At 68.7% G+C, this 25,113-nt stretch carries 30 protein-coding genes; 18 read left to right on the forward strand and 12 right to left on the reverse strand.

The window, feature by feature from the left end; genetic code table 11:
• Positions 1 to 837 (reverse strand): mycothiol synthase, encoded by an 837-nt coding sequence (mshD, locus tag OG984_RS24445; RefSeq protein WP_328528767.1) that lies wholly within the window; start codon positions 835 to 837, stop codon positions 1 to 3.
• A 9-nt stretch (positions 838 to 846) separates the two neighbouring features.
• Complete coding sequence (locus tag OG984_RS24450) at positions 847 to 1,593, reverse strand: response regulator transcription factor (RefSeq protein WP_328528768.1); 747 nt, start codon at positions 1,591 to 1,593, stop codon at positions 847 to 849.
• 122 nt (positions 1,594 to 1,715) lie between these two features.
• On the opposite strand from OG984_RS24450, the gene OG984_RS24455 reads away from it, so the two are divergent.
• A complete protein-coding gene (locus OG984_RS24455; protein WP_328528769.1) occupies positions 1,716 to 1,985 on the forward strand; it encodes a MoaD/ThiS family protein in 270 nt (89 codons plus the stop codon).
• A 70-nt stretch (positions 1,986 to 2,055) separates the two neighbouring features.
• Here OG984_RS24455 and OG984_RS24460 read toward each other — a convergent pair whose 3' ends face one another.
• Positions 2,056 to 2,490, reverse strand: a complete 435-nt coding sequence (locus tag OG984_RS24460; protein ID WP_328528770.1) for an Hsp20/alpha crystallin family protein — start codon at positions 2,488 to 2,490, stop codon at positions 2,056 to 2,058.
• A gap of 93 nt (positions 2,491 to 2,583) precedes the next feature.
• On the opposite strand from OG984_RS24460, the gene OG984_RS24465 reads away from it, so the two are divergent.
• The 6 genes from OG984_RS24465 to OG984_RS24490 all read left to right on the forward strand — a co-directional run bounded on the left by OG984_RS24465 (position 2,584) and on the right by OG984_RS24490 (position 6,184).
• Positions 2,584 to 2,874, forward strand: coding sequence for a MerR family transcriptional regulator (locus OG984_RS24465; protein WP_328528771.1), 291 nt, complete (start codon positions 2,584 to 2,586; stop codon positions 2,872 to 2,874).
• Positions 2,875 to 2,903: 29 nt separating this feature from the next.
• Positions 2,904 to 3,365, forward strand: a complete 462-nt coding sequence (locus OG984_RS24470) for a thioredoxin family protein (protein ID WP_328528772.1) — start codon at positions 2,904 to 2,906, stop codon at positions 3,363 to 3,365.
• 242 nt (positions 3,366 to 3,607) lie between these two features.
• The gene (locus OG984_RS24475) at positions 3,608 to 4,054 is read left to right on the forward strand and encodes a DUF4395 domain-containing protein (protein WP_328528773.1); all 447 of its coding nucleotides are present in this window, start codon (positions 3,608 to 3,610) and stop codon (positions 4,052 to 4,054) included.
• Between the two features lie 37 nt (positions 4,055 to 4,091).
• A complete protein-coding gene (locus tag OG984_RS24480) occupies positions 4,092 to 4,940 on the forward strand; it encodes a sulfurtransferase (RefSeq protein WP_045549622.1) in 849 nt (282 codons plus the stop codon).
• A gap of 2 nt (positions 4,941 to 4,942) precedes the next feature.
• Entirely contained in the window at positions 4,943 to 5,242 is a 300-nt protein-coding gene (locus tag OG984_RS24485) for a DUF1416 domain-containing protein (RefSeq protein ID WP_328528774.1), read from the forward strand.
• Positions 5,243 to 5,359: 117 nt separating this feature from the next.
• Complete coding sequence (locus OG984_RS24490) at positions 5,360 to 6,184, forward strand: 3-keto-5-aminohexanoate cleavage protein (RefSeq protein WP_328528775.1); 825 nt, start codon at positions 5,360 to 5,362, stop codon at positions 6,182 to 6,184.
• Between the two features lie 209 nt (positions 6,185 to 6,393).
• On the opposite strand, the gene OG984_RS24495 is transcribed toward OG984_RS24490, so the two are convergent.
• Positions 6,394 to 6,972, reverse strand: a complete 579-nt coding sequence (locus OG984_RS24495) for a TetR/AcrR family transcriptional regulator (protein ID WP_328528776.1) — start codon at positions 6,970 to 6,972, stop codon at positions 6,394 to 6,396.
• A 110-nt stretch (positions 6,973 to 7,082) separates the two neighbouring features.
• On the opposite strand from OG984_RS24495, the gene OG984_RS24500 reads away from it, so the two are divergent.
• Positions 7,083 to 8,234: an FAD-dependent oxidoreductase gene (locus tag OG984_RS24500; protein ID WP_328528777.1), complete on the forward strand. Its 1,152-nt coding sequence runs from the start codon at positions 7,083 to 7,085 to the stop codon at positions 8,232 to 8,234.
• Positions 8,235 to 8,243: 9 nt separating this feature from the next.
• Here OG984_RS24500 and cysC read toward each other — a convergent pair whose 3' ends face one another.
• From cysC to OG984_RS24525, 5 genes are all read right to left on the reverse strand, one after another.
• Positions 8,244 to 9,437, reverse strand: coding sequence for an adenylyl-sulfate kinase (cysC, locus tag OG984_RS24505; RefSeq protein WP_328528778.1), 1,194 nt, complete (start codon positions 9,435 to 9,437; stop codon positions 8,244 to 8,246).
• A gap of 111 nt (positions 9,438 to 9,548) precedes the next feature.
• Entirely contained in the window at positions 9,549 to 10,799 is a 1,251-nt protein-coding gene (locus OG984_RS24510; protein WP_328528779.1) for a sulfate adenylyltransferase subunit 1, read from the reverse strand.
• The gene (gene cysD, locus OG984_RS24515) at positions 10,799 to 11,713 is read right to left on the reverse strand and encodes a sulfate adenylyltransferase subunit CysD (RefSeq protein ID WP_328528780.1); all 915 of its coding nucleotides are present in this window, start codon (positions 11,711 to 11,713) and stop codon (positions 10,799 to 10,801) included. Before cysD ends, OG984_RS24510 begins: the two co-directional genes overlap by 1 nt.
• 169 nt (positions 11,714 to 11,882) lie before the next feature.
• The gene (locus tag OG984_RS24520) at positions 11,883 to 12,734 is read right to left on the reverse strand and encodes a HipA N-terminal domain-containing protein (RefSeq protein ID WP_328528781.1); all 852 of its coding nucleotides are present in this window, start codon (positions 12,732 to 12,734) and stop codon (positions 11,883 to 11,885) included.
• Positions 12,734 to 13,012, reverse strand: a complete 279-nt coding sequence (locus OG984_RS24525; protein WP_328528782.1) for a type II toxin-antitoxin system Y4mF family antitoxin — start codon at positions 13,010 to 13,012, stop codon at positions 12,734 to 12,736. Before OG984_RS24525 ends, OG984_RS24520 begins: the two co-directional genes overlap by 1 nt.
• A gap of 89 nt (positions 13,013 to 13,101) precedes the next feature.
• On the opposite strand from OG984_RS24525, the gene OG984_RS24530 reads away from it, so the two are divergent.
• Both OG984_RS24530 and OG984_RS24535 read left to right on the forward strand, forming a co-directional pair.
• A complete protein-coding gene (locus OG984_RS24530) occupies positions 13,102 to 14,268 on the forward strand; it encodes a nucleotide sugar dehydrogenase (RefSeq protein ID WP_328528783.1) in 1,167 nt (388 codons plus the stop codon).
• Positions 14,269 to 14,409: 141 nt separating this feature from the next.
• Positions 14,410 to 14,781, forward strand: a complete 372-nt coding sequence (locus tag OG984_RS24535; protein ID WP_328528784.1) for a phosphomannose isomerase type II C-terminal cupin domain — start codon at positions 14,410 to 14,412, stop codon at positions 14,779 to 14,781.
• A gap of 64 nt (positions 14,782 to 14,845) precedes the next feature.
• Here the strand turns inward: OG984_RS24535 and rfbA are convergent, their stop codons facing one another.
• Positions 14,846 to 15,718 (reverse strand): glucose-1-phosphate thymidylyltransferase RfbA, encoded by an 873-nt coding sequence (gene rfbA, locus OG984_RS24540; protein ID WP_328528785.1) that lies wholly within the window; start codon positions 15,716 to 15,718, stop codon positions 14,846 to 14,848.
• A gap of 94 nt (positions 15,719 to 15,812) precedes the next feature.
• Between rfbA and rfbB the strand changes: the two genes are divergently transcribed.
• On the forward strand, positions 15,813 to 16,811 hold the full coding sequence (gene rfbB / locus OG984_RS24545) for a dTDP-glucose 4,6-dehydratase (RefSeq protein ID WP_328528786.1): 999 nt from the start codon (positions 15,813 to 15,815) through the stop codon (positions 16,809 to 16,811).
• Entirely contained in the window at positions 16,812 to 18,194 is a 1,383-nt protein-coding gene (locus OG984_RS24550) for a bifunctional dTDP-4-dehydrorhamnose 3,5-epimerase family protein/NAD(P)-dependent oxidoreductase (RefSeq protein ID WP_328528787.1), read from the forward strand.
• Between the two features lie 123 nt (positions 18,195 to 18,317).
• On the opposite strand, the gene OG984_RS24555 is transcribed toward OG984_RS24550, so the two are convergent.
• Complete coding sequence (locus OG984_RS24555) at positions 18,318 to 19,253, reverse strand: sulfite exporter TauE/SafE family protein (protein WP_328528788.1); 936 nt, start codon at positions 19,251 to 19,253, stop codon at positions 18,318 to 18,320.
• Between the two features lie 28 nt (positions 19,254 to 19,281).
• Between OG984_RS24555 and OG984_RS24560 the strand changes: the two genes are divergently transcribed.
• The 3 genes from OG984_RS24560 to OG984_RS24570 all read left to right on the forward strand — a co-directional run bounded on the left by OG984_RS24560 (position 19,282) and on the right by OG984_RS24570 (position 21,388).
• The gene (locus tag OG984_RS24560) at positions 19,282 to 20,238 is read left to right on the forward strand and encodes an asparaginase (RefSeq protein WP_328528789.1); all 957 of its coding nucleotides are present in this window, start codon (positions 19,282 to 19,284) and stop codon (positions 20,236 to 20,238) included.
• A 141-nt stretch (positions 20,239 to 20,379) separates the two neighbouring features.
• The gene (locus tag OG984_RS24565; RefSeq protein ID WP_328528790.1) at positions 20,380 to 20,823 is read left to right on the forward strand and encodes a helix-turn-helix domain-containing protein; all 444 of its coding nucleotides are present in this window, start codon (positions 20,380 to 20,382) and stop codon (positions 20,821 to 20,823) included.
• Positions 20,801 to 21,388, forward strand: a complete 588-nt coding sequence (locus tag OG984_RS24570; protein WP_328528791.1) for a hypothetical protein — start codon at positions 20,801 to 20,803, stop codon at positions 21,386 to 21,388. Before OG984_RS24565 ends, OG984_RS24570 begins: the two co-directional genes overlap by 23 nt.
• Positions 21,389 to 21,533: 145 nt before the next feature.
• Here the strand turns inward: OG984_RS24570 and galE are convergent, their stop codons facing one another.
• A complete protein-coding gene (gene galE, locus OG984_RS24575; protein ID WP_328528792.1) occupies positions 21,534 to 22,511 on the reverse strand; it encodes a UDP-glucose 4-epimerase GalE in 978 nt (325 codons plus the stop codon).
• 43 nt (positions 22,512 to 22,554) lie between these two features.
• On the opposite strand from galE, the gene OG984_RS24580 reads away from it, so the two are divergent.
• The 3 genes from OG984_RS24580 to OG984_RS24590 all read left to right on the forward strand — a co-directional run bounded on the left by OG984_RS24580 (position 22,555) and on the right by OG984_RS24590 (position 25,086).
• On the forward strand, positions 22,555 to 23,229 hold the full coding sequence (locus tag OG984_RS24580; protein WP_328528793.1) for a dihydrofolate reductase family protein: 675 nt from the start codon (positions 22,555 to 22,557) through the stop codon (positions 23,227 to 23,229).
• Between the two features lie 97 nt (positions 23,230 to 23,326).
• On the forward strand, positions 23,327 to 24,241 hold the full coding sequence (locus OG984_RS24585; protein WP_328528794.1) for a carbohydrate ABC transporter permease: 915 nt from the start codon (positions 23,327 to 23,329) through the stop codon (positions 24,239 to 24,241).
• Positions 24,238 to 25,086, forward strand: coding sequence for a carbohydrate ABC transporter permease (locus OG984_RS24590; RefSeq protein WP_328528795.1), 849 nt, complete (start codon positions 24,238 to 24,240; stop codon positions 25,084 to 25,086). The genes OG984_RS24585 and OG984_RS24590 overlap by 4 nt, the downstream gene beginning before the upstream one ends.
• The last annotated feature ends 27 nt before the right edge of the window (positions 25,087 to 25,113 follow it).

Here is a 25,113-nt window from a genome sequence, read left to right on the forward strand (position 1 = left end):
CTAGCTGCGCGTGTACTGGACGTGCGTGTCCGCCGCGGCCCGGGTGAAGCCGAGCCCTTCGTAGAGACGTACGGCCGGGGTGTTGTCGCCCTCGACGTAGAGGTGGATCGCATCCACCCCGGCATCTGCCAGGTGACGCAGCCCGAGGAGGGTGACCAGCTTGCCGAGCCCGCGACCCTGGGCGGCAGGATCGACGCCGACGACGTAGACCTCGCCCTCGGTCTCGCTGTGGCGCTTCGTCCAGTGGAACGCGAGGAGCTTCCCGCCCTCCCACGCGGTGACCAGCCCCGATGCGTCGAACCACGGCTCCGACATCCGCTCCCGCAGCCCGGCCTCGTCGAGCGAGCCCTGCTCGGGATGGTGCGCGAAGGCGGCGGCGTTGACCCGGAGCAGCTCGGCCTCGTCACCGGCCTCGAAGCCGCGCACGACGATCCCTTCGGGAGGCTCGGGAGCGGCCGGCAGTCCGGATGCGGGGCGCCGCATCACCCACAGCTCACGCGTGCGCTCCCAGCCCTGCTTCGCGGCCAGCCGCGCCGCAGCCGGGTTGTCCCCGTGTGACCACGCCGTCGTCCCGGCCGGAAGCGAAGGCGCGCGGAGCAGCAGCTGGCGCCCCAGGCCCACGCCGCGATGCTGGGTCAGCACCACCAGCGACAGCTCTCCACCGGTGGTCGAGCCTGTCGAGACCAACAGCCCGAAGCCACGTACGTCCCCCCAGATCGTGGCGTCCTCCGGACGGTTGCGCAGCGTGAGCAGGGTCGCCTCGTCGAGCGGTGCCACCCCGTCGTACGCCTCGGTCGCCTTCGCGATGTCCAGGACCTGCTCGACGCTGAGTGCCATAGGAGCAGCCTAGGCGTCGGCCCCCAGGCGAGGAGACGGGGTCAGGCGGGCGCCGTCAGCCGCGGCCTCGTTGTTCTTCGAGGGCAGCACGAAGCGGTAGCCGACGTTGCGGACGGTGCCGATGAGGGTCTCGTTCTCCGGGCCGAGCTTGGCGCGGAGGCGACGTACGTGGACGTCGACGGTGCGGGTGCCGCCGAAGTAGTCGTAGCCCCACACCTCCTGCAGCAGCTGCTGGCGGGAGAAGACGCGGCCGGGGTGCTGGGCGAGGAACTTCAGGAGCTCGAACTCCTTGAAGGTCAGGTCGAGCGGGCGGCCACCGATCTTGGCGGTGTAGGTGGCGTCGTCGACGACGACCTCGCCGGAGCGGATGACGTGGGCCTCGGGGTCGGAAGCCTCGCGGGCAGCCGAGTTGCGGCCGATCGCGAGCTTGATCCGGGCCTCGAGCTCGGCCGGACCGCAGGTGTGCAGCACGACGTCGTCCATGCCCCAGTCGTGCGAGACGACCGCGAGCCCACCCTCGGTGGCGATCAGCAGCACGGGGATGTCGGTGCCGGTCGTACGGATCAGACGACACAGGTCGCGGGCCTGGGCGAGGTCTTGTCGGCCGTCCACCAGCAGCAGGTCGGAGTCGGGCGCCTCGAGAAGCGCGCTACCTTCAGCAGGAAGGATCTTCACCTGGTGGCCGAGGAGCGAGAGCCCCGGAAGGACGTCTGCCGAAGGCTGGAGCGAACTGGTCAGCAACAGAAGCGAGCTCATTGGGGGTGCCTCTCGGTCAGAGAAAGAGGAGCACCGAAACGCAACATTGAGCCTCGGTGAGGTGATCGTTGGACCATATTAACGAAACCTCGCGGTGACATAGGAAGGTTGTCCACGAGAAAGTGACGAATGTTATAGAGGTCCGCTACTGGGCGGCAGCCAAGTCCGCGGCCGGAACCGCGTCGGACCAGATCGAGGTCGACGGTCCGTTGACCCTGGCCGAGGTCGTACGCCGTGCCGCGGAGCTGCACGCCGGCACCCGCCTCCCCGAGGTGCTGAAGGTCTGCTCGGCACTCATCGGTGACCGTCCGGCAGGAACGGCCGACCCCGGTGGGATCGAGGTCCCACCGGGGTCGACGGTCGAGTTCCTCCCGCCGTTCGCGGGTGGCTAGATCACAGATGGCTGGGGAGCCCGCGCCCGGCGACTCACCTGCGTAAGGGCCTGCCGGGGCGGGCAGGTCCTCAGCTCTCGATCGCGGCGGGCTCCGGCTGGCCCCCCGTGGCGATCTGGATCTTGCGCGGCTTGGCCTTCTCGGCGACCGGCACGACCAAGCGCAGCACGCCGGCGTCGTACGCCGCCTCGATGTGGTCGAGGTCGAGGTTGTCGCCGAGCACGAGCTGACGGCTGAAGCTGCCGCGCACGCGCTCGTTGGCCAGCATCTGCCAGTCGCCGTTCCTGGCGACGCGCTCGGCCCTGACCGTGAGCACGTTGCGCTCGACGTCGAGGTCGATCGTGTCCGGGCTGACGCCGGGAAGGTCGAACTCGATGACGAACCGGTCGCCCTCGCGCCAGGCGTCCATCGGCATCACGGCCGGGCGGTTGGTGGTGCCGCCGCCCAGGAGCTGCTGGGTGATGCGGTCGAACTCGCGGAACGGATCGGTGCTTCGGATCAGCATGATTCCCTCCTCACGGGATCTATATCAGCGGATACACCTTTTATATATTCCAGTGCCTAGGGAATTTCAAGTCCACATGTCAGAATCGCTCCTGTGAAGGAGCGAACCAGGGCCGTCTACGCCATCTCGGTGGCAGCCGAGATGGCCGAGATGCAGATCCAGAACCTCCGTGTCTACGAACGCAGAGGGCTGGTCGACCCCGCGCGCACGGCCGGTGGCACCCGGCTCTACTCCGTCGCCGACATCGAGCGCCTCATCCGCATCCGCGACCTTCTCGCCGACGGTCTGAACCTCGCCGGGATCGCCCGCGTGCTCGCCCTGGAGGAGGACGTACGCCGTCTGAGAGCCGCCAACGAGAGACTTCGGCGCGCCTCGGGGGAATGAGCGGGGCGGGTTACCGGTTGAATGGTCACATGAGCACCGGAGCCTGGATCGCCGTCATCGCGATAGCCGTCGCGCTCGCCTTCGGCGTGTTCCGACTGCTCACCGACGGCCGCTTCCGAGGCACGAAGGAGCTCCACGTGGCCCACGAGGATCATCCGCCCGAGCCGCACGCCTGGGATGCGGTCACCGACGCGCTGGGTGAGACCGAGCTCGGTGAACGGGCGACGCTCGTGCAGTTCTCCAGCGCCTTCTGCGCGCCCTGCCGGGCGACGCGGAGGATCCTGGGCGAGGTCGCCGAGATCGTCCCGGGCGTGGTGCACATCGAGATCGATGCCGAGCACCACCTCGACCTGGTCCGCCGCCTCGACATCCTGCGGACTCCTACGACGCTGGTGCTGGACGGCGCCGGCAACGAGGTGGCGCGGGCTTCCGGTGCCCCGCGCAAGGAGCAGGTCCTGAGCGCGATCCCGGCCTACGATCTCGAATCCTGACACGCTCGTCCGTATTCCGAGACATTCGTTTCGTGCCCGTCGAGCATCGCGCTACTGTCATCGCATGTTCTCGACCATGCTGACCAAGCGCCGCGCAGTGGATCACTGCCGCGTGCGCTCGGCGCTGTGTCGTTCCTGCCGCTGATTCCTTGAGATTTGTCGACGCAGTCGACACCGGGGATCGCTTTCGCCTGTCAGGCTCGTCCTGACGACCTCCCCTCCACTCTCGCAGGAGCACACCTATGTCCGAGACCTCGAGCACGACGGCTACACAGACCGGAATCGACCCCCGTGGCCCGCAGTTCGCTGCGGCGCTGACCGTTGTCGTGATCCTCCTGGCTCTGCTGCTTCCGCAGCCGTGGGCTCTGGTGGTCACGGCCATCCAGACCGTGCTCTTCGCGATCGGGGCAGGTCTCGGCGTTCAGCGGACCCCTCATGCCTGGCTCTTCAAGAAGTTCGTACGTCCCCGCCTAGGTGCGCCGGACGAGCTCGAGGACCCGGCCCCGCCCCGGTTCGCCCAGGGGGTAGGCCTCGCCTTCCTCGTGGTCGCGCTCGTGGGCTACCTCCTCGGCGCCACGCTCGTGGCGCAGATCGCCCTCGGCCTCGCGCTGGTGGCGGCCGTGCTCAATGCCGTCTTCCGGTTCTGCCTCGGCTGCGAGATCTACCTGCTGATCAGGCGTTTCGCCTAGTCCCCTGAACGCAAGAAACACAACGAAAGGTACCTAGATGACCCGCGAGAACTCCCTCGTCTCCGCCCAGTGGGTGGAGGAGCACCTCGATGACCCGAAGGTGGTGCTGATCGAGGTCGACGAAGACACCACCGCCTACGACAAGGGCCACATCAAGGGTGCCATCAAGCTCGACTGGACCACCGACCTGCAGGACCAGGTCCGTCGCGACTTCGTCAACAAGGACCAGTTCTCCGCTCTGCTCTCCGAGCGTGGCGTCGCCAACGACGACACCGTGGTGCTCTACGGCGGCAACAACAACTGGTTCGCCGCGTACGCCTTCTGGTACTTCAAGCTCTACGGCCACCAGGACGTCAAGCTGCTCGACGGCGGCCGCAAGAAGTGGGAGCTGGACTCCCGCGAGCTGACCGACGAGGCCGTCACCCGCGAGGCGACCACCTACACCGCGCAGGAGCAGGACCACTCGATCCGCGCCTTCCGTGACGAGGTCGTCGAGGCCATCGGCACCCAGAACCTGGTCGACGTGCGGTCGCCCGACGAGTTCGCGGGCCGCCTCCTCGCCCCGGCTCACCTCCCGCAGGAGCAGGCCCAGCGCGCCGGTCACATCCCGACCGCGGCCAACGTCCCGTGGTCCAAGGCGGCCAACGACGACGGCACCTTCCGCTCCGACGAGGAGCTCAAGGAGATCTACACCGAGGCCGGCGTCGACTGGAGCAAGGACACCATCGCCTACTGCCGCATCGGCGAGCGCTCCTCGCACACCTGGTTCGTGCTCAAGGAGCTCCTCGGCCAGGAGAACGTGAAGAACTACGACGGCTCGTGGACCGAGTACGGCTCCCTCGTCGGCGTTCCGGTCGTCACCGGCGACGAGCCCGGGGAGGCCTGAGCATGTGCGGAGCAACTGAGGGCGGGCTCTCGCTCGCCGGCGTCGACGTCGCCAAGGAAGCAGTCATCCAGGGTCAGGTGACCCGTGAGGGGCAGCCGGTCCAGGGCGCCTACGTGCGGCTCCTCGACCGCACCGGCGAGTTCACCGCCGAGGTGCCCACCTCGGCCACCGGCCACTTCCGGTTCTTCGCCGGGGACGGCGAGTGGACCCTGCGTACGCTCGCGCCGAAGGCCGAGCCCGTGGACAAGAAGGTCCACGCCGCGATCGGCAACGTCGCCGAGGTGACGATCCCGATCGGCTGACGATCTCTGACGTGGGAGCCCCGATGTCACTGGCTGACACCGGGGCTCCCATGTCGTTTTGCCGTCCTGTGATGGAGATATTGCGGCGAATCATGTGAATGGCGCTAGATTGTCCGGGTGACTGGACTGCTTGTGACCGTGGCGCCGACCGGGGCGGAGACCGCGAAGGAAGACTGCCCGCAGCTGCCGACGACGCTGGAGGAGCTGGTGGCGACGGCCGTCGAGTGCGAGGAGGCCGGGGCGCGGATGATCCACGTCCACATCCGCGACGACGACCATGCGCCGACGCTCGACCTCGGGCGGCTCACCGAGACGGTCGACGCACTCCACGAGAAGACCGAGCTGATCGTGCAGCTCTCCACCGGCGGCTCGGTCCACGACCCGCTCGACAAGCGGCTGAAGGTGCTCGACGCCGGGCCTGACTCGTGCTCGCTGACGATGGGCACCACCAACTTCGGGGACGACGTCTTCTCCAACCCGTGGCCGTTCATCACCGAGCTCTACCAGCTCACCCAGGAGCGCGGCGTGGTGCCGGAGTTCGAGCTCTTCGACCTCGGGCACGTCGCCGCGCTGCAGCGGCTGCTGGGGAAGTACGGACTGCCGGCCGGCGGCAAGGTCCACGTCGACTTCGTCATGGGCGTGCCCGGCGGCATGCCCGGCACCTCCGCGGCGCTCGTCGCGGCCGTCGCCGCCCTGCCGGCCGAGGTGACCTCGTGGTCGGCGACCGGCATCGGCCGCTCGACCCTCCCGGTCATGCTCACCTCGCTGGCCATGGGCGGGCACCTGCGGGTCGGGATGGAGGACGTCCTCACGCTGGCCAAGGGTGTCCCGGTCGACGCCAACCGCCAGCTCGTCGAGCGTGCCGTCGAGGCTGCCGCGGTCGCCCAGCGGACGCCGATGAGCACCGACGAGGCCTGGGCTCTCCTCGGTCTGAAGCGCTAACCGTCCCGCCGAGTCGGCGCGTCTGTCCCGTTTCAAGCCGCCGAGTCGGCGCGTTTGTCTCGTTTCGGGTTCTCGAGTCGGCGCGTCTGTTCCGGTCTCCGCTGCGAACGAGTTCGGGGCTGGGACATTTGCGCCGACTCGATGGACTCTTGCGGGACATGCACGCCGACTCGGCGGGAGTTTGTGGGGCAGACGCGCCGACTCGGGTGCTAGGGGCGGGGCAGTTGCGCCGGGTCGGCGGTGAGGTAGCGGTCGATCGTCGGGGCGACCCACTCGACGATCTCCTCGGCGTCCATCTCGACGATGGGTGGAAGATCGAGTACGTAGCGGCCCAGTGCGATGCCGAGGAGCTGGGTGGCCACGAGGGCTGCCCGGCGCGCCGCCTGGGCGGGGTCGGGGCACAGCGGTGCGACGGCGGCGGCGACCTGGGTGGCGAAGATGCCCCGCATCTGCTCCGCTGCCTGGGGGTCGGAGGCGGCCCGGCGGAGAAGGGCCATCAGGGTGCCCTCAGAGTCCCAGGTGCGTACGAAGTGGGCGGTCATCACGCGGCCCGCGTCGCCCTCGGGGACCGTGGTGAGGTCGGGTAGCGCCAGGTCGATCGAGGCGGCGGCGGTGAAGAGCTCCTCCTTGCTGCCGAAGTAGCGCATCACCATCGACGGGTCGATCTGTGCCTCGGACGCGATCGCCCGGATGGTGGTGCGGTCATATCCCCGCCTCGCGAAGTGCTCTCGTGCGACGGCGAGGATGCGTTCGCGGGTCTCGGCTCCGGATCGGCGCGTATCGGTCATGCCAACAAGTGTAGGCCAACACCTGTTGACGTCAATCCGATGGCGCGCTAGCTTGGTCAACACCGGTTGGCCAACACGTGTTGACCAACAACGAGACCAAGGAGCGCATCATGTCCACCATCACCACTGACGTCCTCGTCGCCGGCGCCGGCCCCACCGGGCTGGCGGTGGCGGCCAAGCTGGCCGCCGCTGGCATCGACGTCACCGTCATCGACAACCAGGCCTCCGGCGACAACACCTCCCGGGCCGCGGTCGTCCACGCCCGCACGCTGGAGGTGCTCGCCGAGCTCGGCGTCTCCGCGCGCCTGGTCGAGGAGGGGATCGAGGCGTCGCGCTTCACCATCCGCGACCGCGACAAGGTCCTGGTCCCGATCCGCTTCGACGACCTGCCCAGCGACTTCCCCTACGCCCTCATGGTCTCCCAGGCCGTCACCGAGCGCATCCTCCTGGAGCGCCTCACCGAGCTCGGTGGCCACGTACGCCGGCCGCTCACCCTCGTCGATCTCGTCCAGGACGACACCGGCGTCACCGCCACCACCGAGGACGGCACCGAGATCCGCGCCCGCTACCTCGTCGGTGCCGACGGGATGCACTCGACCGTGCGCGACAGGGCCGGGATCGGGTTCCCGGGAGGCAAGTACGCCGAGTCGTTCAGCCTCGCCGACGTCCGCGTCGAGGGCGACCTGCCGCACGACGAGGTGATCCTCTACTTCTCGCCCGAGGGCACCCTGGTCTCAGCGCCGCTGCCCGACGGCTCGTTCCGGTTCGTGGCGCCGGTCCCCGAGGCTCCGGAGGAGCCCGACGTCGACTACGTCCAGGGTCTTCTCGACCGTCGCGGTGGCGTCATCAGCCCGGTCAAGGTCACCGAGGTGGTGTGGGGATCCCGGTTCCGGGTCCACCACCGCGTCGCCGACGCCTACCGTGCCGGACGGGTGCTGATCGCCGGAGACGCCGCCCATGTGCACAGCCCCGCCGGCGGCCAGGGCATGAACACCGGCCTCCAGGACGCGGTCGTGCTCGGCGACGCCCTCGTCGCCACAATCACCGATGGCGACGACGCCGCGCTCGACGACTACGCCAACCGTCGTCGGCCGGTCGCCGAGGAGGTCATCGAGCTCTCCGACCGGCTGACCCGGTTCGGCATCGCGCAGGGCGTCCGGCGGAGCGTACGCAACCTGGTGCTGTCCACGCTCGCGAAGCTCCCGCGCTTCCGCCGGATGCTCGCCTGGCGCCTGTCCGGGCTGGTCTACCGGGACCGCTGAGCCAGCAGCTCAGGCGAGGTCGAGATAGCCCGCCTCGCGCAGGCCGGCGATGACGTCCTCCAGCGCCTCGTCGATCGAGCGTCCGGTCGTGTCGACACGGACGTCGGCGTCGGCCGGCTCCTCGTAGGGTGATGAGATCCCGGTGAACTCCGGGATCTCGCCGCGTCGGGCCTTGGCGTAGAGGCCCTTGCGGTCGCGCCGCTCGCACTCCTCCAGCGGCGTGGCCACGTGCACCAGGAAGAAGGCGCCGCCGGCATCGGCGACGAACCCGCGGACGTCCTGGCGGGTCGAGTCGAAGGGTGCGATGGGCGAGCAGACGGCGAGTCCGCCGTGGCGGGAGATCTCGGCGGCCACCCAGCCGATCCGGCGGATGTTGGTCTCCCGGTCCTCCTTGGAGAAGGTCAGCCCGGCGGAGAGGTTGCGGCGCACGACGTCGCCGTCGAGGGAGGTGACCGTGCGCGCTCCCTGCTCGAGGATCCGATCCATCAGCGCGCGGGCAAGGGTGGACTTCCCGGAGCCCGACAGGCCGGTGAAGAAGATGACCAGGCCCTGGTCCTCGGGGGCGGGCTGGTCGGCGTCGATGACCGCGGCGATGTCGTCGGGGTAGTCGTCCGACGCCGGAGAGGCCAGCGCGTGCACCGCCTCCCCACCCGCGTACGCCTCCACGACCGCCACGCCGAGCGCATGATCGGCCTCGGGGTCGTCGTGAGCTGCCAAGGGCACCGCGACGACGGCCGCGTCGGGCAGGGTCTCAGCGGCCAGCAACGAGGCGCGCAGCAGTGCGACCGGCGAGAGCGCCGGGGTGCCGTGGCCGACCAGGGCGAGCAACAGCACCGGCCCGAGGTCCGCGATCTCGGCGACCTCGGCGGTGGTCAGTGCATCGGTGACCGGGACGACCGTCCTCCCGGCGTACGCCTTCCGGGTCTGCTCCGGGGTGAGGTAGAGCCTCCGGAACGGACCGTAGGCGGGGGAGGAGAGGCCGGTGACCTCGCCGGCGGGCCAGGTGACACGTGCCAGCGGGAGACCCTCGGGGTCGACGATCTCCACCGAGCCGTCCTCGGCCGCGGCCGAGGCGACCGACGACGGAAGATCGAGGGTCAGCGGGGAGCCCGGGGCGTTCAGCGGGCCCGGGAGGACGCCGGAGACGATCAGCTCGATGTCGTCGAGCTCGCGCGGGGACGGGGAGAACTGCGGCACTGGCACGGGGCAACCTTATGGGGCTCACCACGAGTCGGCGCGTTCGCACCTTGCTTTCTCGCTTCGCTCGAAAGACGGCGATGCAAACGCGCCGACTCGTGTCTCGCTGAACGCTCGCTAGTCGTTGATCATGCCCGCGCCGACGGTGACGCCGGTCGCCTCGTCGATGAGGATGAAGGAGCCGGTGGTGCGGTTCTTCGAGTAGGGGTCGCACAGCAGCGGCTTGGTGGTGCGCAGCTGGACGCGGCCGATCTCGTTGAGGCCGAGCTCCTTGGTCTCCAGGTCACGGTGGAGCGAGTTGACGTCCAGGCGGTACTGGATGTCCTTGACCAGCGCTCGAGCCGAGTTGGAGGTGTGCTTGATGGCCAGCTTCTGCCGTGGGCGCAGCGGAGCGGTGGTCATCCAGCAGATCATCGCGTCGATGTCCTGGCTCGGCTCGGGGGCGTTCTTGACCCGCGAGATCATGTCGCCACGGCTCACGTCGACGTCGTCCTCGAGGCGGACCGTCACCGACATCGGCGGGAACGCCTCGGGGATCTCCTTGTCGAACAGGTCGATCCCGGCGATCTTGCTGGTCATCCCGGAGGGCAGGACCATGACCTCGTCACCCGGCTTGAGCACGCCGCCGGCCACCTGGCCCGCATAGCCGCGGTAGTCGTGGTGGTCGTCCGACTTCGGCCGGATGACGTACTGCACCGGGAGGCGCACGTCGACCAGGTCGCGGTCGGAGGCGACGTGGACGTGCTCGAGGTGGTGGATCAGCGTCGGGCCGGAGTACCAGTCCATGCTGGTGGACCGGGTCACCACGTTGTCGCCCTGGAGCGCCGAGATCGGGATGACCTCGAGGTCCGGGATGTTGAGCTTGGTCGCGAACGCGGTGAACTCGGCGGAGATCTTCTTGTAGACCTCCTCGGAGTAGTCGACGAGGTCCATCTTGTTGATGCACAGCACCAGGTGCGGCACGCGCAGCAGGGACAGGAGCACCGCGTGGCGGCGCGACTGCTCGGTGAGGCCGTGACGAGCGTCGACCAGGACGAGCCCGAGGTCAGCCGTCGAAGCACCGGTGACCATGTTGCGCGTGTACTGCACGTGGCCGGGCGTGTCGGCGATGATGAACTTGCGGTTGGGCGTCGCGAAGTAGCGGTAGGCCACGTCGATGGTGATGCCCTGCTCGCGCTCGGAGCGCAGACCGTCGGTCAGCAGCGAGAGGTCCACGTAGCCGTGGCCCTTGTCCTGCGAGGTCTTCTCGACCGACTCCAGCTGGTCGGTGAAGATCGACTTCGAGTCGAACAGCAGCCGCCCGATGAGGGTGGACTTGCCGTCGTCGACCGAGCCGGCGGTGGCGAACCGCAGGAGGTCCATGGCCATCAGAAGTAACCTTCCTTCTTGCGGTCCTCCATGGCGGCCTCGGAGAACCGGTCGTCACCGCGGGTCGCGCCGCGCTCGGTGACCCGGGCGGCGGCGACCTCCTCGATGATCTCGGGGATGGTGGCGGCGGTCGACTCGACGCAGCCGGTCAGGGTCATGTCGCCGCAGGTGCGGTAGCGAACGGTGCGCTCGGTGACGACCTCGCCCTCGCGCAGCGGGTTGAGCGGGGTCTCGGTGAGCAGCATGCCGTCGCGCTCGAAGACCCGGCGCTGGTGGGCGAAGTAGACCGACGGGATCTCGATGCCCTCGCGGCCGATGTAGTCCCAGATGTCCAGCTCGGTCCAGTTGGAGATCGGGAAGACCCGCATGTGCTCGCCCTCGTGGAGGCGGCCGTTGTAGAGCGACCAGAGCTCGGGGCGCTGGTTCTTCGGGTCCCACTGGCCGAACTCGTCGCGGTGGGAGTAGACGCGCTCCTTGGCGCGGGCCTTCTCCTCGTCGCGACGACCGCCACCGAAGGCGGCGGTGAAGCCGTTCTCCTCGATCGCGTTCAGCAGGGTGGGCGTCTGGAGGCGGTTGCGCGAGGTCTTGCCGTCGTCGACGACGATGCCGCGCGCGATGGCGTCATCGATGCTCGCGATCACCAGGCGTACGCCCAGGCGGCTGACCCAGCGGTCACGGGTCTCGGCGACCTCGGGGAAGTCGAGGCCGTTGTCGATCTGGAGGACCGGGAACGGGATCTTGGCAGGGAAGAAAGCCTTCTCCGCAAGTCGCAGCATCACGATGCTGTCCTTGCCGCCCGAGAACATCAGGACAGGCTTCTCGAACTCTGCCGCGGCCTCGCGGAAGATGTGGATCGACTCGGCTTCCAGCTGGTCGAGCTGGCTGAGCCGGTAGTCGGCGTGTGTTGCAGTCATTACGGAACCAGAGGACCTCTCCGTCAGGTTGAGGCGCCCATGCTAGTGGCGGCTTCCACGGCACGGCGAAATGTCCCATCCCCGCGTGGGCTGGACTCCGAGTGTACGCAGGAGCGGGGCCCACCTCGGTAGCCGCACCCGCACGGTGAGATGTGGCCGGCGAGATGCCTCAGCGCCGTGGCGCCACCACGACCCGGTCCCCGGCCAGGAGGAAGGCGATCCGGCCGATGTCGTCGACCGGCGGCTGAGCCTGCCCGAGGCGCAGGAACAGATCGCGTACGCCGCCGGGCTCGACGTCCTCGTCGGGCCGCAGCCCCAGCGCCTGCCGGATCGTCTCGGCATGGATGCGCCGGCCGCCGAGGCGGTCCCAGCGCTCCGCGACGAGCGCCGGCTGCGCGCCGAAGGTGACCAGCTCGGTGCGGGTGGCAGGGATCTCGCGGGCGCGGGCGAGGTCGAGGTCCGCGAGCTGCTGGGTGGCAGCCTCCGGCGTCGTCGGCCGCAGGATGTGCGTCGACGGATGCTCGTACGTCGGCCAGAACCACTTTCCTGAGGCCCGTCGCAGCGCGAACTTCCCCCGGTGACCGCCGAGGGAGAACCGTGGCCGGGCCCGCTGGTCGAGCCACGAGGTGGGCTGGTTGCGCAGCGCCGCGAGCCGGGTCGCGATCTCGGGCAGCGGCGCCTCGACGGGATGCGGCGCCCGGCGCCAGGGCAGGTCGGGGTCGGCCGAGAGCGAGACCGCCCCGGCGAGGTCATCACCGTAGGAGGCGAGCAGCGTCATCGGCTCGGTGTCCGGCAGCCCTCGTTCGCGCGCCCATCGGCGGCGTACTTCCTCGCGGGCGGGGAGCAGGTTGTCGAGCCAGGCGCGGGCGGCTCCCGGGGAGAGGGCCGGGCCGGTGCGGGGGAGGGAGAGCGAGATCGGCGTGGGGCCGGCGGTCTCCGCGTAGGTGAAGTCGACCTGGTCGCCGACCTGGCGGAAGGTGCCCATCCGGCGGCGGCCGGCGAAGGCGTACAGCTCACGCATCACAGGTGGTGGGCCAGGACGGCGTCGAGGTCGACGTCCTCCAGCGGCGGGGCGATCGGGGAGAGCTGCGTGGGCGCGAGGTAGACGTCGAGGACCTCCAGCAGCGCGAGAGCCTTCCCGAGCTCGGCGCGCGGGTGGCCGGACTCGACGTCGACGACGAACCGCCGGCCCACGCCGGCGCGGTGCGCCAGGTCGCCCTGGGTGAGGCCGGCACGGCGTCGGGCCGCGCGCACGGCCGACCCGAAGGCGGCCGGTGAGGTCAGGTACGGCGACGGCACGATGAACACTCTACGTGATGTTCCCGTACGGGAACATCAACGGCAGAAGTCGCTGGGAGGTCGTCCGATCCGCTGCTTACAGTCCGAGCATGAAGATCACCGTTGTCGGCGTGGGCTACGTCGGGATGTCGCTCGCCGTCCTGCTCGCGCAGAAGCACCAGGTCGTCGTCCTGGACATCTCCCAGGAGCGGGTCGACCTGGTCAACGCGGCCCGGACGCCGATCGAGGACGCCGAGATCACCAGCTTCCTGGCCACCAAGGAGCTCGACCTGCGCGCGACCCTCGACAAGGAGGACGCCTACGCGGACGCCGCGTACGTCATCGTGGCCACCCCGACGAACTACGACGAGGCCACGAACTACTTCGACACCTCCACCGTCGACGGCGTGATCGCGGACGCGGTCACCTACGCGCCCGAGGCGGCTATCGTGGTGAAGTCGACCATCCCGGTCGGCTACGTCGCGGCCAAGCGTGAGCAGCACCCTGAGGCGATGCTCTTCTTCAGCCCCGAGTTCCTCCGCGAGGGCAAGGCGCTCCACGACAACCTGCACCCCTCCCGCATCGTCGTCGGCGACGACTCCGCGGCCGCGAAGGGCTTCGCCGAGCTGCTGCTCGAGGGCTCCCTCGAGCCCGACGTACCGGTGCTGATGACCGGTGCCACCGAGGCCGAGGCGATCAAGCTGTTCGCCAACACCTACCTGGCGCTGCGGGTCGCCTACTTCAACGAGCTCGACACGTACGCCGCCACCCACGGTCTCAACACGACCCAGATCATCGAGGGCGTCGGCCTGGACCCGCGGATCGGCTCCCACTACAACAACCCGAGCTTCGGCTACGGCGGCTACTGCCTGCCGAAGGACACCAAGCAGCTGCAGGCCAACTACCAGGACGTCCCGCAGAACCTGATCTCGGCGATCGTCGAGGCCAACACCACGCGCAAGGACTTCGTCGCGACCGACATCCTGCGGCGTGAGCCGAAGGTCGTCGGCGTCTACCGGCTGATCATGAAGTCCGGCTCGGACAACTTCCGCGAGTCCTCGATCCAGGGTGTGATGAAGCGGATCAAGGCCAAGGGCGTCGAGGTCGTCATCTACGAGCCCGAGCTCGACGAGCCGGAGTTCTTCCACTCCGAGATCATCAAGGACCTCGACGAGTTCAAGCAGCGGGCCGACGTGATCATCGCCAACCGGCGCACCGAGGTGCTCGCCGACGTCGCCGACAAGGTCTACACACGCGACATCTACGGGCGCGACTGAGCCGCTCCGGCGGGGGAGAACTGCTCCCGTGGGCGACCTGCGGGTAACGGACCGGTGAACATCGGCTCGCAATGAACCGTGCGCGAATGCGTACAGTTATGGTCGCGTCTTCTGTTCAGTGTCTAGGAATGAGGCAACATCATGGCTGGTGACTCCGAGACCCGCCCCTGGGGTTCGTGGCATGTCATCGACATCGGTCCGGGTTACAAGGTGAAGCGGATCGAGGTGCTGCCCAACAGCCGCCTCTCCTATCAGACCCACACCCACCGCTCCGAGCACTGGGTGGTCATCTACGGCAAGGCGACCTGCATCATCGACGGCGTGACCACCATCGCCGGCCCTGGTGAGTCCGTCGACGTGGCCGTCGGCCAGGCCCACCGGATCTGCAACGAGACCGACGAGCCGCTCTCGATCATCGAGGTCCAGCGCGGTGGCTACACCGGCGAGGACGACATCGTCCGGCTCGAGGACGACTTCGGCCGGGCCGAGGCCGAGAAGACCGCGACGGCCTGAGACCACGAAAGACGTACGCGGCGGGGCAGTGCCCCGCCGCGTACGTCTTTATCTGAGGCGGAGGTCAGGCCAGCAGACCGAGCAGGTACTTCCCGTAGCCGCTCTTCAGCAGCGGCTGGGCGAGCTCGGAGAGCTCCTCGTCGGAGAGCCAGCCCTGACGCCAGGCGACCTCCTCGGGGGCGCCGATCTTGGTGCCCTGGCGGTGCTCGATGGCGCGGATGAAGTTGGCGGCCTCGTTGAGGTCCTCGAGGGTGCCGGTGTCGAGCCACGCGGTGCCGCGGGGCAGCACCTCGACGGAGAGGGTGCCGGCCTCCAGGTAGATCCGGTTGAGGTCGGTGATCTCGAGCTCGCCGCGCGCGGACGGGCGCAGGTTGCGAGCGTGCTCGACGACCGAGCTGTCGTAGAAGTAGAGGCCGGGGACGGCGTACGGGCTCTTCGGCTTCTCGGGCTTCTCCTCCAAGGAGACGGCCTTGCGATTCTCGTCGAACTCGACGACGCCGTAGGCGCGCGGGTCGGCGACGCGGTAGCCGAAGACGGCGCCGCCGTGAATCGTCTTGAAGCGGGCCAGCTGCGTGCCGAGGCCGGGGCCGTAGAAGATGTTGTCGCCCAGGACCAGGCCGACGCCGTCCTCGGACTCGTCGAGGAAGCCGACGTCGGCGCCGATCGTGAAGGCCTGGGCGAGGCCGTCGGGGGAGGGCTGCTCGGCGTAGCTGATGTTGACGCCGAGGTGGCTGCCGTCACCCAGGAGCCGGTGGAAGCCGGAGGCTTCGTGGGGCGTGGTGATCACCAGGATGTCCCGGATCCCGGCCAGCATCAGCGTGGTCAGCGGGTAGTAGATCATCGGCTTGTCGTAGATCGGCATCAGCTGCTTGCTGATCGCGAGAGTGATCGGGTGCAGACGTGAGCCGGTGCCTCCGGCAAGGATGATGCCCTTCATGATCAGTTGATCCTACGGATGTTCACCCCACGTTCTAGGGAACCCACCGGGGCGAGGCGACCACCGGGTGGTTAATTCTGCCTACGATGAGCCGGTGAGACGGATTCTTGTGACAGGCGGGGCCGGGTTCATCGGCTCCAACTTCGTGCACCACCTCGTGGCCAACACCGATGCGTACGTGACGGTGCTCGACAAGCTGACCTATGCCTCCTCGGAGGCATCGCTCGCCGGGCTCCCGGAGGACCGGGTTCGCCTTGTGGTCGGCGACATCGCGGACGCCGCGGTGGTCGAGCCGCTGGTCGCGGAGTCGGACGCCGTGGTGCACTACGCGGCCGAGTCGCACAACGACAACTCGCTCTCCGACCCGGCGCCGTTCGTCCAGACCAACATCGTCGGCACCTTCGTCCTGCTCGAGGCGGTCCGTCGTCACGAGGTGCGGTTCCACCACGTCTCCACCGACGAGGTCTACGGCGACCTCGACCTCGACGACCCCAAGCGGTTCACCGAGGACACCCCCTACCAGCCGTCCTCGCCCTATTCGGCCACCAAGGCCGGCTCCGACCACCTCGTCCGCGCCTGGGTGCGCTCCTTCGGCGTGCGCGCGACGATCTCCAACTGCTCCAACAACTACGGCCCCTGGCAGCACGTCGAGAAGTTCATCCCGCGCCAGATCACCGAGGTGATCGAGGGGCGCCGGCCGCGCGTCTACGGCGACGGGCTCAACGTCCGCGACTGGATCCACACCGACGACCACTCCTCGGCCGTCTGGACGATCCTGGAGAAGGGCCGGATCGGGCAGACCTACCTGATCGGCGCCGACGGCGAGAAGTCCAACGTCGATGTGGTCCGTGCGATCCTGCGCCACTTCGGCAAGCCGGAGGACGACATCGAGTGGGTCACCGACCGCGCCGGACACGACCGCCGCTACGCCATCGAGTCCGGCAAGCTTCGCAGCGAGCTCGGCTGGGAGCCGAAGTACCAGGACTTCGACAAGGGCCTGGCCGCGACGATCGCCTGGTACCAGGAGAACGAGGCCTGGTGGTCGCCGCTCAAGCACGAGACCGAAGCCAAGTACGCCGCGAAGGGGCAGTGAATGTCGGAGCTCGCCGTTGAGCGGACGCCGATTCCGGGTCTGCTGGTCGTCCGCCTGCCCGTGCACGGAGACGCCCGCGGCTGGTTCAAGGAGAACTGGCAGCGCGAGAAGATGATCGCGCTCGGGCTGCCCGACTTCGGGCCGGTGCAGAACAACATGTCCTTCAACGCCAGCCGCGGGGCGACCCGAGGCATCCACACCGAGCCGTGGGACAAGTTCGTCTCCGTGGCCTGCGGGCGGGTCTTCGCGGCCTGGGTCGACATGCGCGAGGGTTCGTCGTTCGGGACGACGTTCTCGGTCGAGATCGGCCCGGAGACCGCCGTCTTCGTGCCGCGCGGAGTCGGCAACTCCTACCAGGCGCTGGAGGACCTCACGGTCTACTCCTACCTGGTCAACGACCACTGGCGTCCCGGGTTCGCCTACCCGGCCCTCAACCTGGCCGACGAGACCGCCGCGATCGCCTGGCCGATCCCGCTGGACTCCGCCGAGATCTCCGAGAAGGACAAGGCCAACCCACGCCTGGCCGAGATCACCCCGATGAAGCCGAAGAAGACGTTGATCATCGGGTCCAACGGCCAGCTCGGCCGCGCGTTGACCGCCGTCTTCCCGGAGGCCGACGCGGTCGACCTCGACGAGCTCGACATCTCCGACGAGAAGGCGGTCGCGGCCTGGCCGTGGGCCGACTACCAGCTCGTCCTCAACGCCGCGGCCTACACCGCCGTCGACGTCGCCGAGACTCCCGACGGCCGGCGCACCGCCTGGGCCGCCAATGCGACGGCGCCGGCGCTGCTCGCCCGGGTCGCGACCGAGCACCGGTTGACCCTGGTGCACTACTCGACCGAGTACGTCTTCGACGGCACCGCCGCCGAGCACACCGAGGACGAGCCCGTCTCGCCGCTCGGCGTCTACGCTCAGTCCAAGGCCGCCGGCGACATCGCCGTCGCCGGCACCCCGCGCCACTACATCCTGCGCACCTCCTGGGTCGTCGGCGACGGCAAGAACTTCGTACGCACCATGGCGACCCTCGCCGAGAAGGGTGTCTCGCCCACCGTGGTCGACGACCAGATCGGCCGGCTCACCTTCACCGACACGCTCGCCGCGGCCACCGCTCACCTGCTGCGGTCCGGGGCTGCGTACGGGGTCTACAACTGCACCAACGCCGGCGAGCCGTGCTCGTGGCGGGACATCGCCGCCGAGGTGTTCTCGCTGTCCGGGCGTGACCGGGCCGACGTCGGCGCCACCTCGACCGAGGCCTACTTCGCCGGCAAGGACGGCGTCGCCCCGCGGCCGCTCAACTCGGTGATGTCCCTCGACAAGCTCACCGCCACCGGCTTCGAGCCCGAGGACCACCTCGACGCGCTGCGCCGCTACCTGAAGGCCTGACCGCCGACTCGGCGCGTCTGTCCCAGAAAATGACGCCGAGTCGGCGCGTCTGTCCCAGGAAAGTGGGACAGACGCGCCGACTCGATGCTCTGTGGTGAGACAGATGCGCCGACTCGACGGGGGCTACTTCTCCGAGCGCTCCGGCAGCCGCCAGGCGGCGGCGTTGTTGTCGAAGGGGGCCAGACCGCGCGACTGGCGGATGAAGCCCCACAGGAGCGGACCGAGGAGCAGCATCGCGCCGCCGAGAAGCAGCAGGAAGGTGGCGTCCGCGCCGAGCATCTTGGCACCCGAGAGGGTCAGCATGATGACGATGCCGCGGCGGATGACCGACTGCGAGACCCAGCGCGCCATCCGGGAGCCGAGGAAGGTGCCGGGGGTGCCGCCGAGGATGAGCGGGATCAGCACCGCCCAGTCGACGCCGTGGTTGATCACCTGGCCGATCGCGGCGGCGAGCACGAGCGGCACGGCCTGGAGCAGGTCGGTGCCGACGAGCTTGACCGCCGAGAGCGTCGGGTAGAGCAGCAGCAGCGCGATCATGATGACCGAGCCCGAGCCGACCGAGGTGATGCCGACCAGGAGGCCGCCGAGCGCGCCGATGACGATGGTGAGCACCGGCTTCAGGTCGGGGTCGTCCTCGGGAGCCACGTTGCCGGAAGCGACCTGGCGCAGCTGGAGGTACATCCGGAACATGTAGGACGCCGCGGCGAACAGCAGCGCACCGCCGAGGATCATCTTGAGGAAGTGGTCGGTGTCGCCCGGCGCGAGCTTGTGGACGAAGGTGCCCAGGAACGCGCACGGCACCGAGCCGATGATCAGGTAGGTCGCCAGCCGGATGTTGGGCGAGCCGTGGCGCCAGTGCACCGCGGCGCCGACCGACTTGTTGACCGAGGCGGCGACGAGGTCGTTGGCGACCGCGGTCGTGGGGGGCACCCCGAGGAAGATCAGCGCCGGCGTCATCAGGGCGCCACCGCCCATGCCGGTCAGCCCGACGACGATGCCGATGCCGAAGCTGACCACGAGCACGCTGAGCGCGTCTTGGGTGAGGAGGTCGGCGAACACGGGGCAACTCTCACATAGTCTCGCCCCCATGCCAGCACCTGTGCCGTTCGCCGAGATCATCCGCTCCGACTTCGTCGAGGGACACCACTACGGATCCGCCCTCTCCCTGTCGGCCGACGGCACGGTGGAGTGGTCGCTCGGCGACGTCGACTCGGCGATACTCCCGCGGTCGTCGAACAAGCCGGTGCAGGCCCTGGCGATGGTGATCCTCGGCCTCGATCTGCCGCCCGACCTGCTCGCCCTCGCCTGCGCCTCCCACTCGGGGGAGGCGTTCCACCAGGACGGCGTACGTCGCATCCTCGCCACCGTCGGCCTCGACGAGTCCGCGCTCGGCAACATCGAGGACTACCCGTTCGGCGTGGAGGCGCGGGAGGAGGCGCTCCGTCGCGGCGAGGCGAAGAGCCGGCTGGCGATGAACTGCTCCGGAAAGCACGCCGCGATGCTCGCCACCTGCGTCGCCGCCGGGTGGCCGCTGGAGGACTATCTCGACCCCAAGCACCCGCTTCAGGAGGGGATCCAGGAGATCCTCGAGGCGTGCACCGGCGAGGCTGCGTACGTCACGGTCGACGGTTGCGGCGCACCGGCTCTGTCGACGTCGCTGACCGGGCTGGCGCGGGCGTTCTCGACCATCGCCTCGGCGGTGGACGGACCGGGTGCGCGGGTCGCCGAGGCGATGCGGTCCCACCCCGAGTACGTCTCGGGGACCACACGGGACGAGGTCGCGCTGCACAGGGCGGTGCCGGGACTGATCGGCAAGCTCGGCGCCGAGGCGGTCTACGCGGTCGCGCTGCCCGACGGCCGTGCCTGGGCGCTGAAGGCCGACGATGGCGGTGACCGGGCGCGCGCGGTCGTGATGGCGGCCGCGCTGCTGCGCGACGGGGTCGGTGACCTGGACGGGGTCGACGCCGACGCCTTGCGGGCGACGGGGGAGGCGCGGATCCTCGGTGGTGGCCACCCGGTGGGCGAGATCCGTGCGCTGCTGTGAGTTGCTAGCGGGCGGCTAGCGAGACCCCGATCCAGGTTTCAGGCGTGTTTCCGCCGGTTGACGGGGCAACTAGTGGGTGATGTGTGTCACTTCGGTTGCCCGGGACTTGTGTTTGCTAGCAATTGTTAGCACACTGGAGTCATGGTCAAGAGCAAGGTCACGAGTGCGGTCGGCTCGCTCGGCGAGTATCTGAAGGAACAGAGGATCTCTGCCGAGATGTCTCTGCGTCAGCTCGCCGACCAGGCAGGCGTGTCCAACCCCTACCTCAGCCAGATCGAGCGCGGTCTGCGCAAGCCATCGGCTGAGGTCCTCCAGCAGATCGCGAAGGCGCTGCGCATCTCGGCGGAGCAGGTCTATGTCCGTGCCGGGATCCTCAGCCCCGACTCCAACGTCGGAGGATCCGTGGAGCTCGCGGTGCTCGCCGATCCGAGTCTGACCGAGCGGCAGAAGCACTCGCTGCTCGACGTCTACCACTCGTTCCTTGCTCTCAACAGTCGTGTCACCGACGATGCGCCGGCCGCCGATGAAACCGACGAAGAACCCCATCACGAGGAGAACCCAGATGCCCACGCTGCCCAAGATTGAGACCACCAAGCCCCTCAACGCCGTCGCCGGCGTCGCTGACCTGGCCTACGAGACCGTCAAGGACCTCGCCACCGACCTGCAGAAGAAGGTCGACGGCTACCGCTCCGAGGCGACCACCAAGCTGACCGACGCTCGCACCAAGGCGACCGAGAAGGCCACCGCCTACCGCACCCACGCGACCGAGCGGGCCACCGCCGCCAAGGCGACCGTGACCGGCTTCGACCCGAAGACCCTCCCGGCCCTGGCCAAGGAGCAGTACACCGTCCTTCCCGAGAAGCTGAAGACCACCGTCAAGGCCAAGCTCGACGAGACCACCGGCTCGGCCACCGGCACCTACGACAAGCTCGCCACCCGCGGGGAGACCTTCGTCGCGAAGTTCAAGAAGGCCGAGGCCGAGACCGAGGCTGCGACCGAGGCCCCCAAGGCTGAGGCCCCGAAGACCGAGGCCCCGAAGACCGAGGCCCCGAAGACCGAGGCCCCGAAGGCCGAGGCCGCTCCGGCCGAGAAGCCGAAGGCTCCCGCCAAGAAGGCTCCGGCCAAGAAGACGGCTGCCAAGAAGGCCTGATCCTGGCCCAGCACGCCCGACGGCTCACCGAGGTGACTCGGTGAGCCGTCGCTGATTTCGTGGAGCTCCGCGAAGGGAGCGGGCGCTGACCGAGTTACCCTTCGACAAGCTCAGGACATCGCCTCGGTGAACATCCCGCCCGACGTCAACTCGGGTAGTCCGCACCCGCCGCCTGGCGAGCCTCCCACGCGGTGGCGACCATGGAGCGCAGGTCGTGGCGCATCTCCCACTCGAGGTCGCGCCGGGCGAGCTCGCCGGTGGCGACGATGCGGGCGGGGTCGCCGGCACGGCGAGGCTTGATGACCGGCTCGAAGTCGATGCCGGTCACCTCGCGGATGGCGTCCATGATCTGCCGCACCGAGGAGCCGTCGCCGGATCCCAGGTTGTAGACGGCCTCCAGATCCGCACCCGAGGCGAGCCGCTTGGCGGCCACGACGTGGGAGTGGGCGAGGTCGGCGACGTGCACGTAGTCGCGTACGCAGGTGCCGTCGGGGGTCGGGTAGTCGTCGCCGTTGATCTGCGGCGTCTTGCCCTTGGCCAGCGCGTCGAAGACGAGCGGGAACAGGTTGTGGGGGCTGGTGTCGTAGAGGTCCTTGCTGCCCGAGCCCACCACGTTGAAGTAACGCAGCGACGTGTGGGAGAGGCCCTCGGCGCGCGCCACGTCGGCGATCAGCCACTCGCCGATCAGCTTCGACTCGCCGTAGGGGCTCTCCGGGTTGGTCGGCGTGGTCTCGGTGACCAGGTCGACGTCGGGGGTGCCGAAGCAGGCGGCGGAGGAGGAGAAGACCAGCTTGTCGACACCGGTGGCCACCATCGCCTCGAGGAGGTTGGCGGTGCCGGTGACGTTCTGGGCGTACGTGTGCAGCGGCCGCTGCACCGAGACGCCTGCGTACTTGAAGCCGGCGAGGTGGATGACTCCTTCGACGCCGTTGTCGGTGATCGCCTGCTCGATCGCTGCCTTGTCCAGCAGCGTCGCCTCGACGAACGCGACGTTGTCGGGCACGAACTTCGCGAAGCCCGACGACAGGTCGTCGATGACGACCGGCTCCAGGCCTGCGTCGAGCAGCGCCTGTACGACGTGCGATCCGATGTAGCCCGCGCCTCCGGTAACCAACCAACTCATGCGAAGAAGATAGCGGCAGGTCCCAGCGCCTAACGTTGGCAGGGTGATCCTCCTGCACGGTGACGGCGACCCGACGACCCGCGAAGGCCTGCGGGCCATCTACACGCCTCGGCGCCTACCCTGGCTACGGGTCAACATGGTCAGCTCCCTGGACGGTGCGGCGACCGGCTCCGACGGCCTCTCCGGCACGGTCAACAACGCCGTCGACGTGGACGTCTTCCATGTCCTGCGCGAGCTCGCCGACGTGGTCCTGGTCGGGGCCGGGACCGCCGACGCCGAGACCTACACGGCCAAGGGTGCGCCGATCGTCATCGTCTCCCGTCGGGGCCGGGTGCCCGACGAGCTCCGCGGGTGCGAGCCGGGCGCGGTGCGGCTTGCCACGGTGGCGGATGCGCCCGGACTGGACGCCGCCCGCGACGAGATCGGCGAGGAGAACGTCTACGTCGTCGGCGCCTCCGAGGTCGACCTGCCCGCGCTGATGCGCAGACTCCACGAGGAGGGCATGCGCCACGTGCTGTGCGAAGGCGGGCCGAGCCTGCTCGGCTCGCTGCTCGAGGCCGGGGTGGTCGACGAGCTCTGCCACACGATCACGCCCAAGCTCCTCGCCGGTGACGGCCGGCGGATCGTGACCGGGCCGCCCACCGACGTACCGGTGTCCTTGGGATCGCTCATCGAGCACGACGGCACGTTGCTCGGACGTTGGCTGGTAACCAGATGACGTTCACCATCAGTTTCCGGTAACGAAATCTTGAGACCGAGAGTTTTACTCTTGACGGGGTCCGACCCAGCCGCTTGACTCACCGATCGTGCCAGGTATGACGGCCGTCACGACCAAGCGACCACGTCAGGCACTCTCGGGAAGACGCGTACGGGAGTGGCTGATCTTTCTGGCGTTCGTGCTGCCCAACGTCGCCCTGATCGCGGTCTTCATCTACCGCCCGCTCTTCCAGAACATCTACTACTCGACGCTCAACTGGACCCTGGGCTCGAAGTTCGCGACGCCGGTCGGGCTGGGAAACTACCGCGACTTCTTCTCCTCCGGCGAGGCGAGCAAGGTGCTCACCACGACGGCGATCTTCACCGTCGCGACCGTCGGCCTCACCCTCGCGCTGGGCCTCGGCGTCGCACTGGCGCTCAACCGCAGGCTCCCGGGCGCCGGGTTCGCGCAGGCGACGGTGTTCGCGCCGTACATCCTCTCCGGCTACGGCGTCGGGCTCGCCTGGCTCTACATCTTCGATCCGAACATCGGCGCCCTCTCCGCGATCCTGCGTGACGTCGGCCTGAACAGCCCGGAGTGGATCAACTCCCCGCCGTGGACGCTGACGATGGTGATCATCGTCTACGTCTGGAAGAACCTGGGCTACGCCGCGGTCGTCTATCTCGCCGGTCTCCAGGCCGTCCCGGGCGACCTGCTGGAGGCGGCCGACCTCGACGGTGCCGGGCCGGTGCGGCGGTTCTTCACGGTGACCCTGCCGCTGCTGTCGCCGACCACCTTCTTCCTGATGGTCACCACGATCCTCAACAGCCTGCAGGCCTTCGACCTGCTGATCGCGATGGACAAGCTCGGCCGCGGCGCCCGCACCCTGATCTTCGACGCCTACCTGACCGGCTTCAAGGAGCAGAGCCAGGCGGGCTACTCCGCGATGCTGTCCACGGTGCTCTTCGCGATCCTCGTGATGCTCACGCTCGTCCAGCTGATCGTCGTGGAGAGGCGGGTCCACTACCGATGAGCGCTCCCTCACGCAGAGTGCGGCTGACGCCGCTGACCGTACGCGACTACCTGGTGCTGCTGCTCGCGGTGCTCGTCGTGGTGCTGCCGCTCGGTTACATGATCCTGGCCTCTTTCAAGGGCCCGGGCGACCTGGCGACGACCGACCTGGTCGTCTTCCCCGAGGTCTGGAAGCCGGAGAACTACTCCGAGGCCGCGCAGAAGGTCCCCTTCGGGCGGCTCTTCCTCAACTCCGGCATCGTCACGGTCGTCGGCGCCGGACTGAAGGTGCTGCTCGCGATCCTGACGGCGTACGGCCTGGTCTTCTGCGAGTTCCCCGGCAAGAAGTACCTCTTCTGGGGTGTGCTCGCCACGATGATGGTGCCGCCGCAGGTCACCGCGCTGCCCAACTACGTCTTCATCAGCAGCCTCGGCGGCGAGAACACCTACTGGGGCCTGATCCTGCCGGGCCTCGGCACCGGCTTCGGTACGTTCCTGCTCCGCCAGGCCTTCCTGCAACTGCCCTACGAGGTGATCGAGGCGGCCCACCTCGACGGCGCCGGCCACTGGAAGCGGCTGTGGCACCACGTCGTGCCGATGGCCCTGCCGAGCATCGCGACCGTGGCGCTGGTCAACGTGGTCTACGAGTGGAACGACTACCTGTGGCCGCTGATCATCATCTCCGAGCCCGAGATGATGACGCTGCCGCGCGGCCTGACGCTGCTGCAGAACAGCGAGTCCGCGGCCAGCTCGTTCGGGGTCCTGATGGCCGGCACCGTGATGGTGCTGCTGCCGATCCTCGCCGTCTTCGCGCTCCTGCAGCGCCACATCGTCAACGGCTTCACCCAAGGCGGCGTCAAAGGCTGACGTTCTCAGCCCACAGTTGGCACAACA

It is taken from the genome of Nocardioides sp. NBC_00368 (assembly GCF_036090055.1).
GTDB lineage: Bacteria > Actinomycetota > Actinomycetes > Propionibacteriales > Nocardioidaceae > Nocardioides.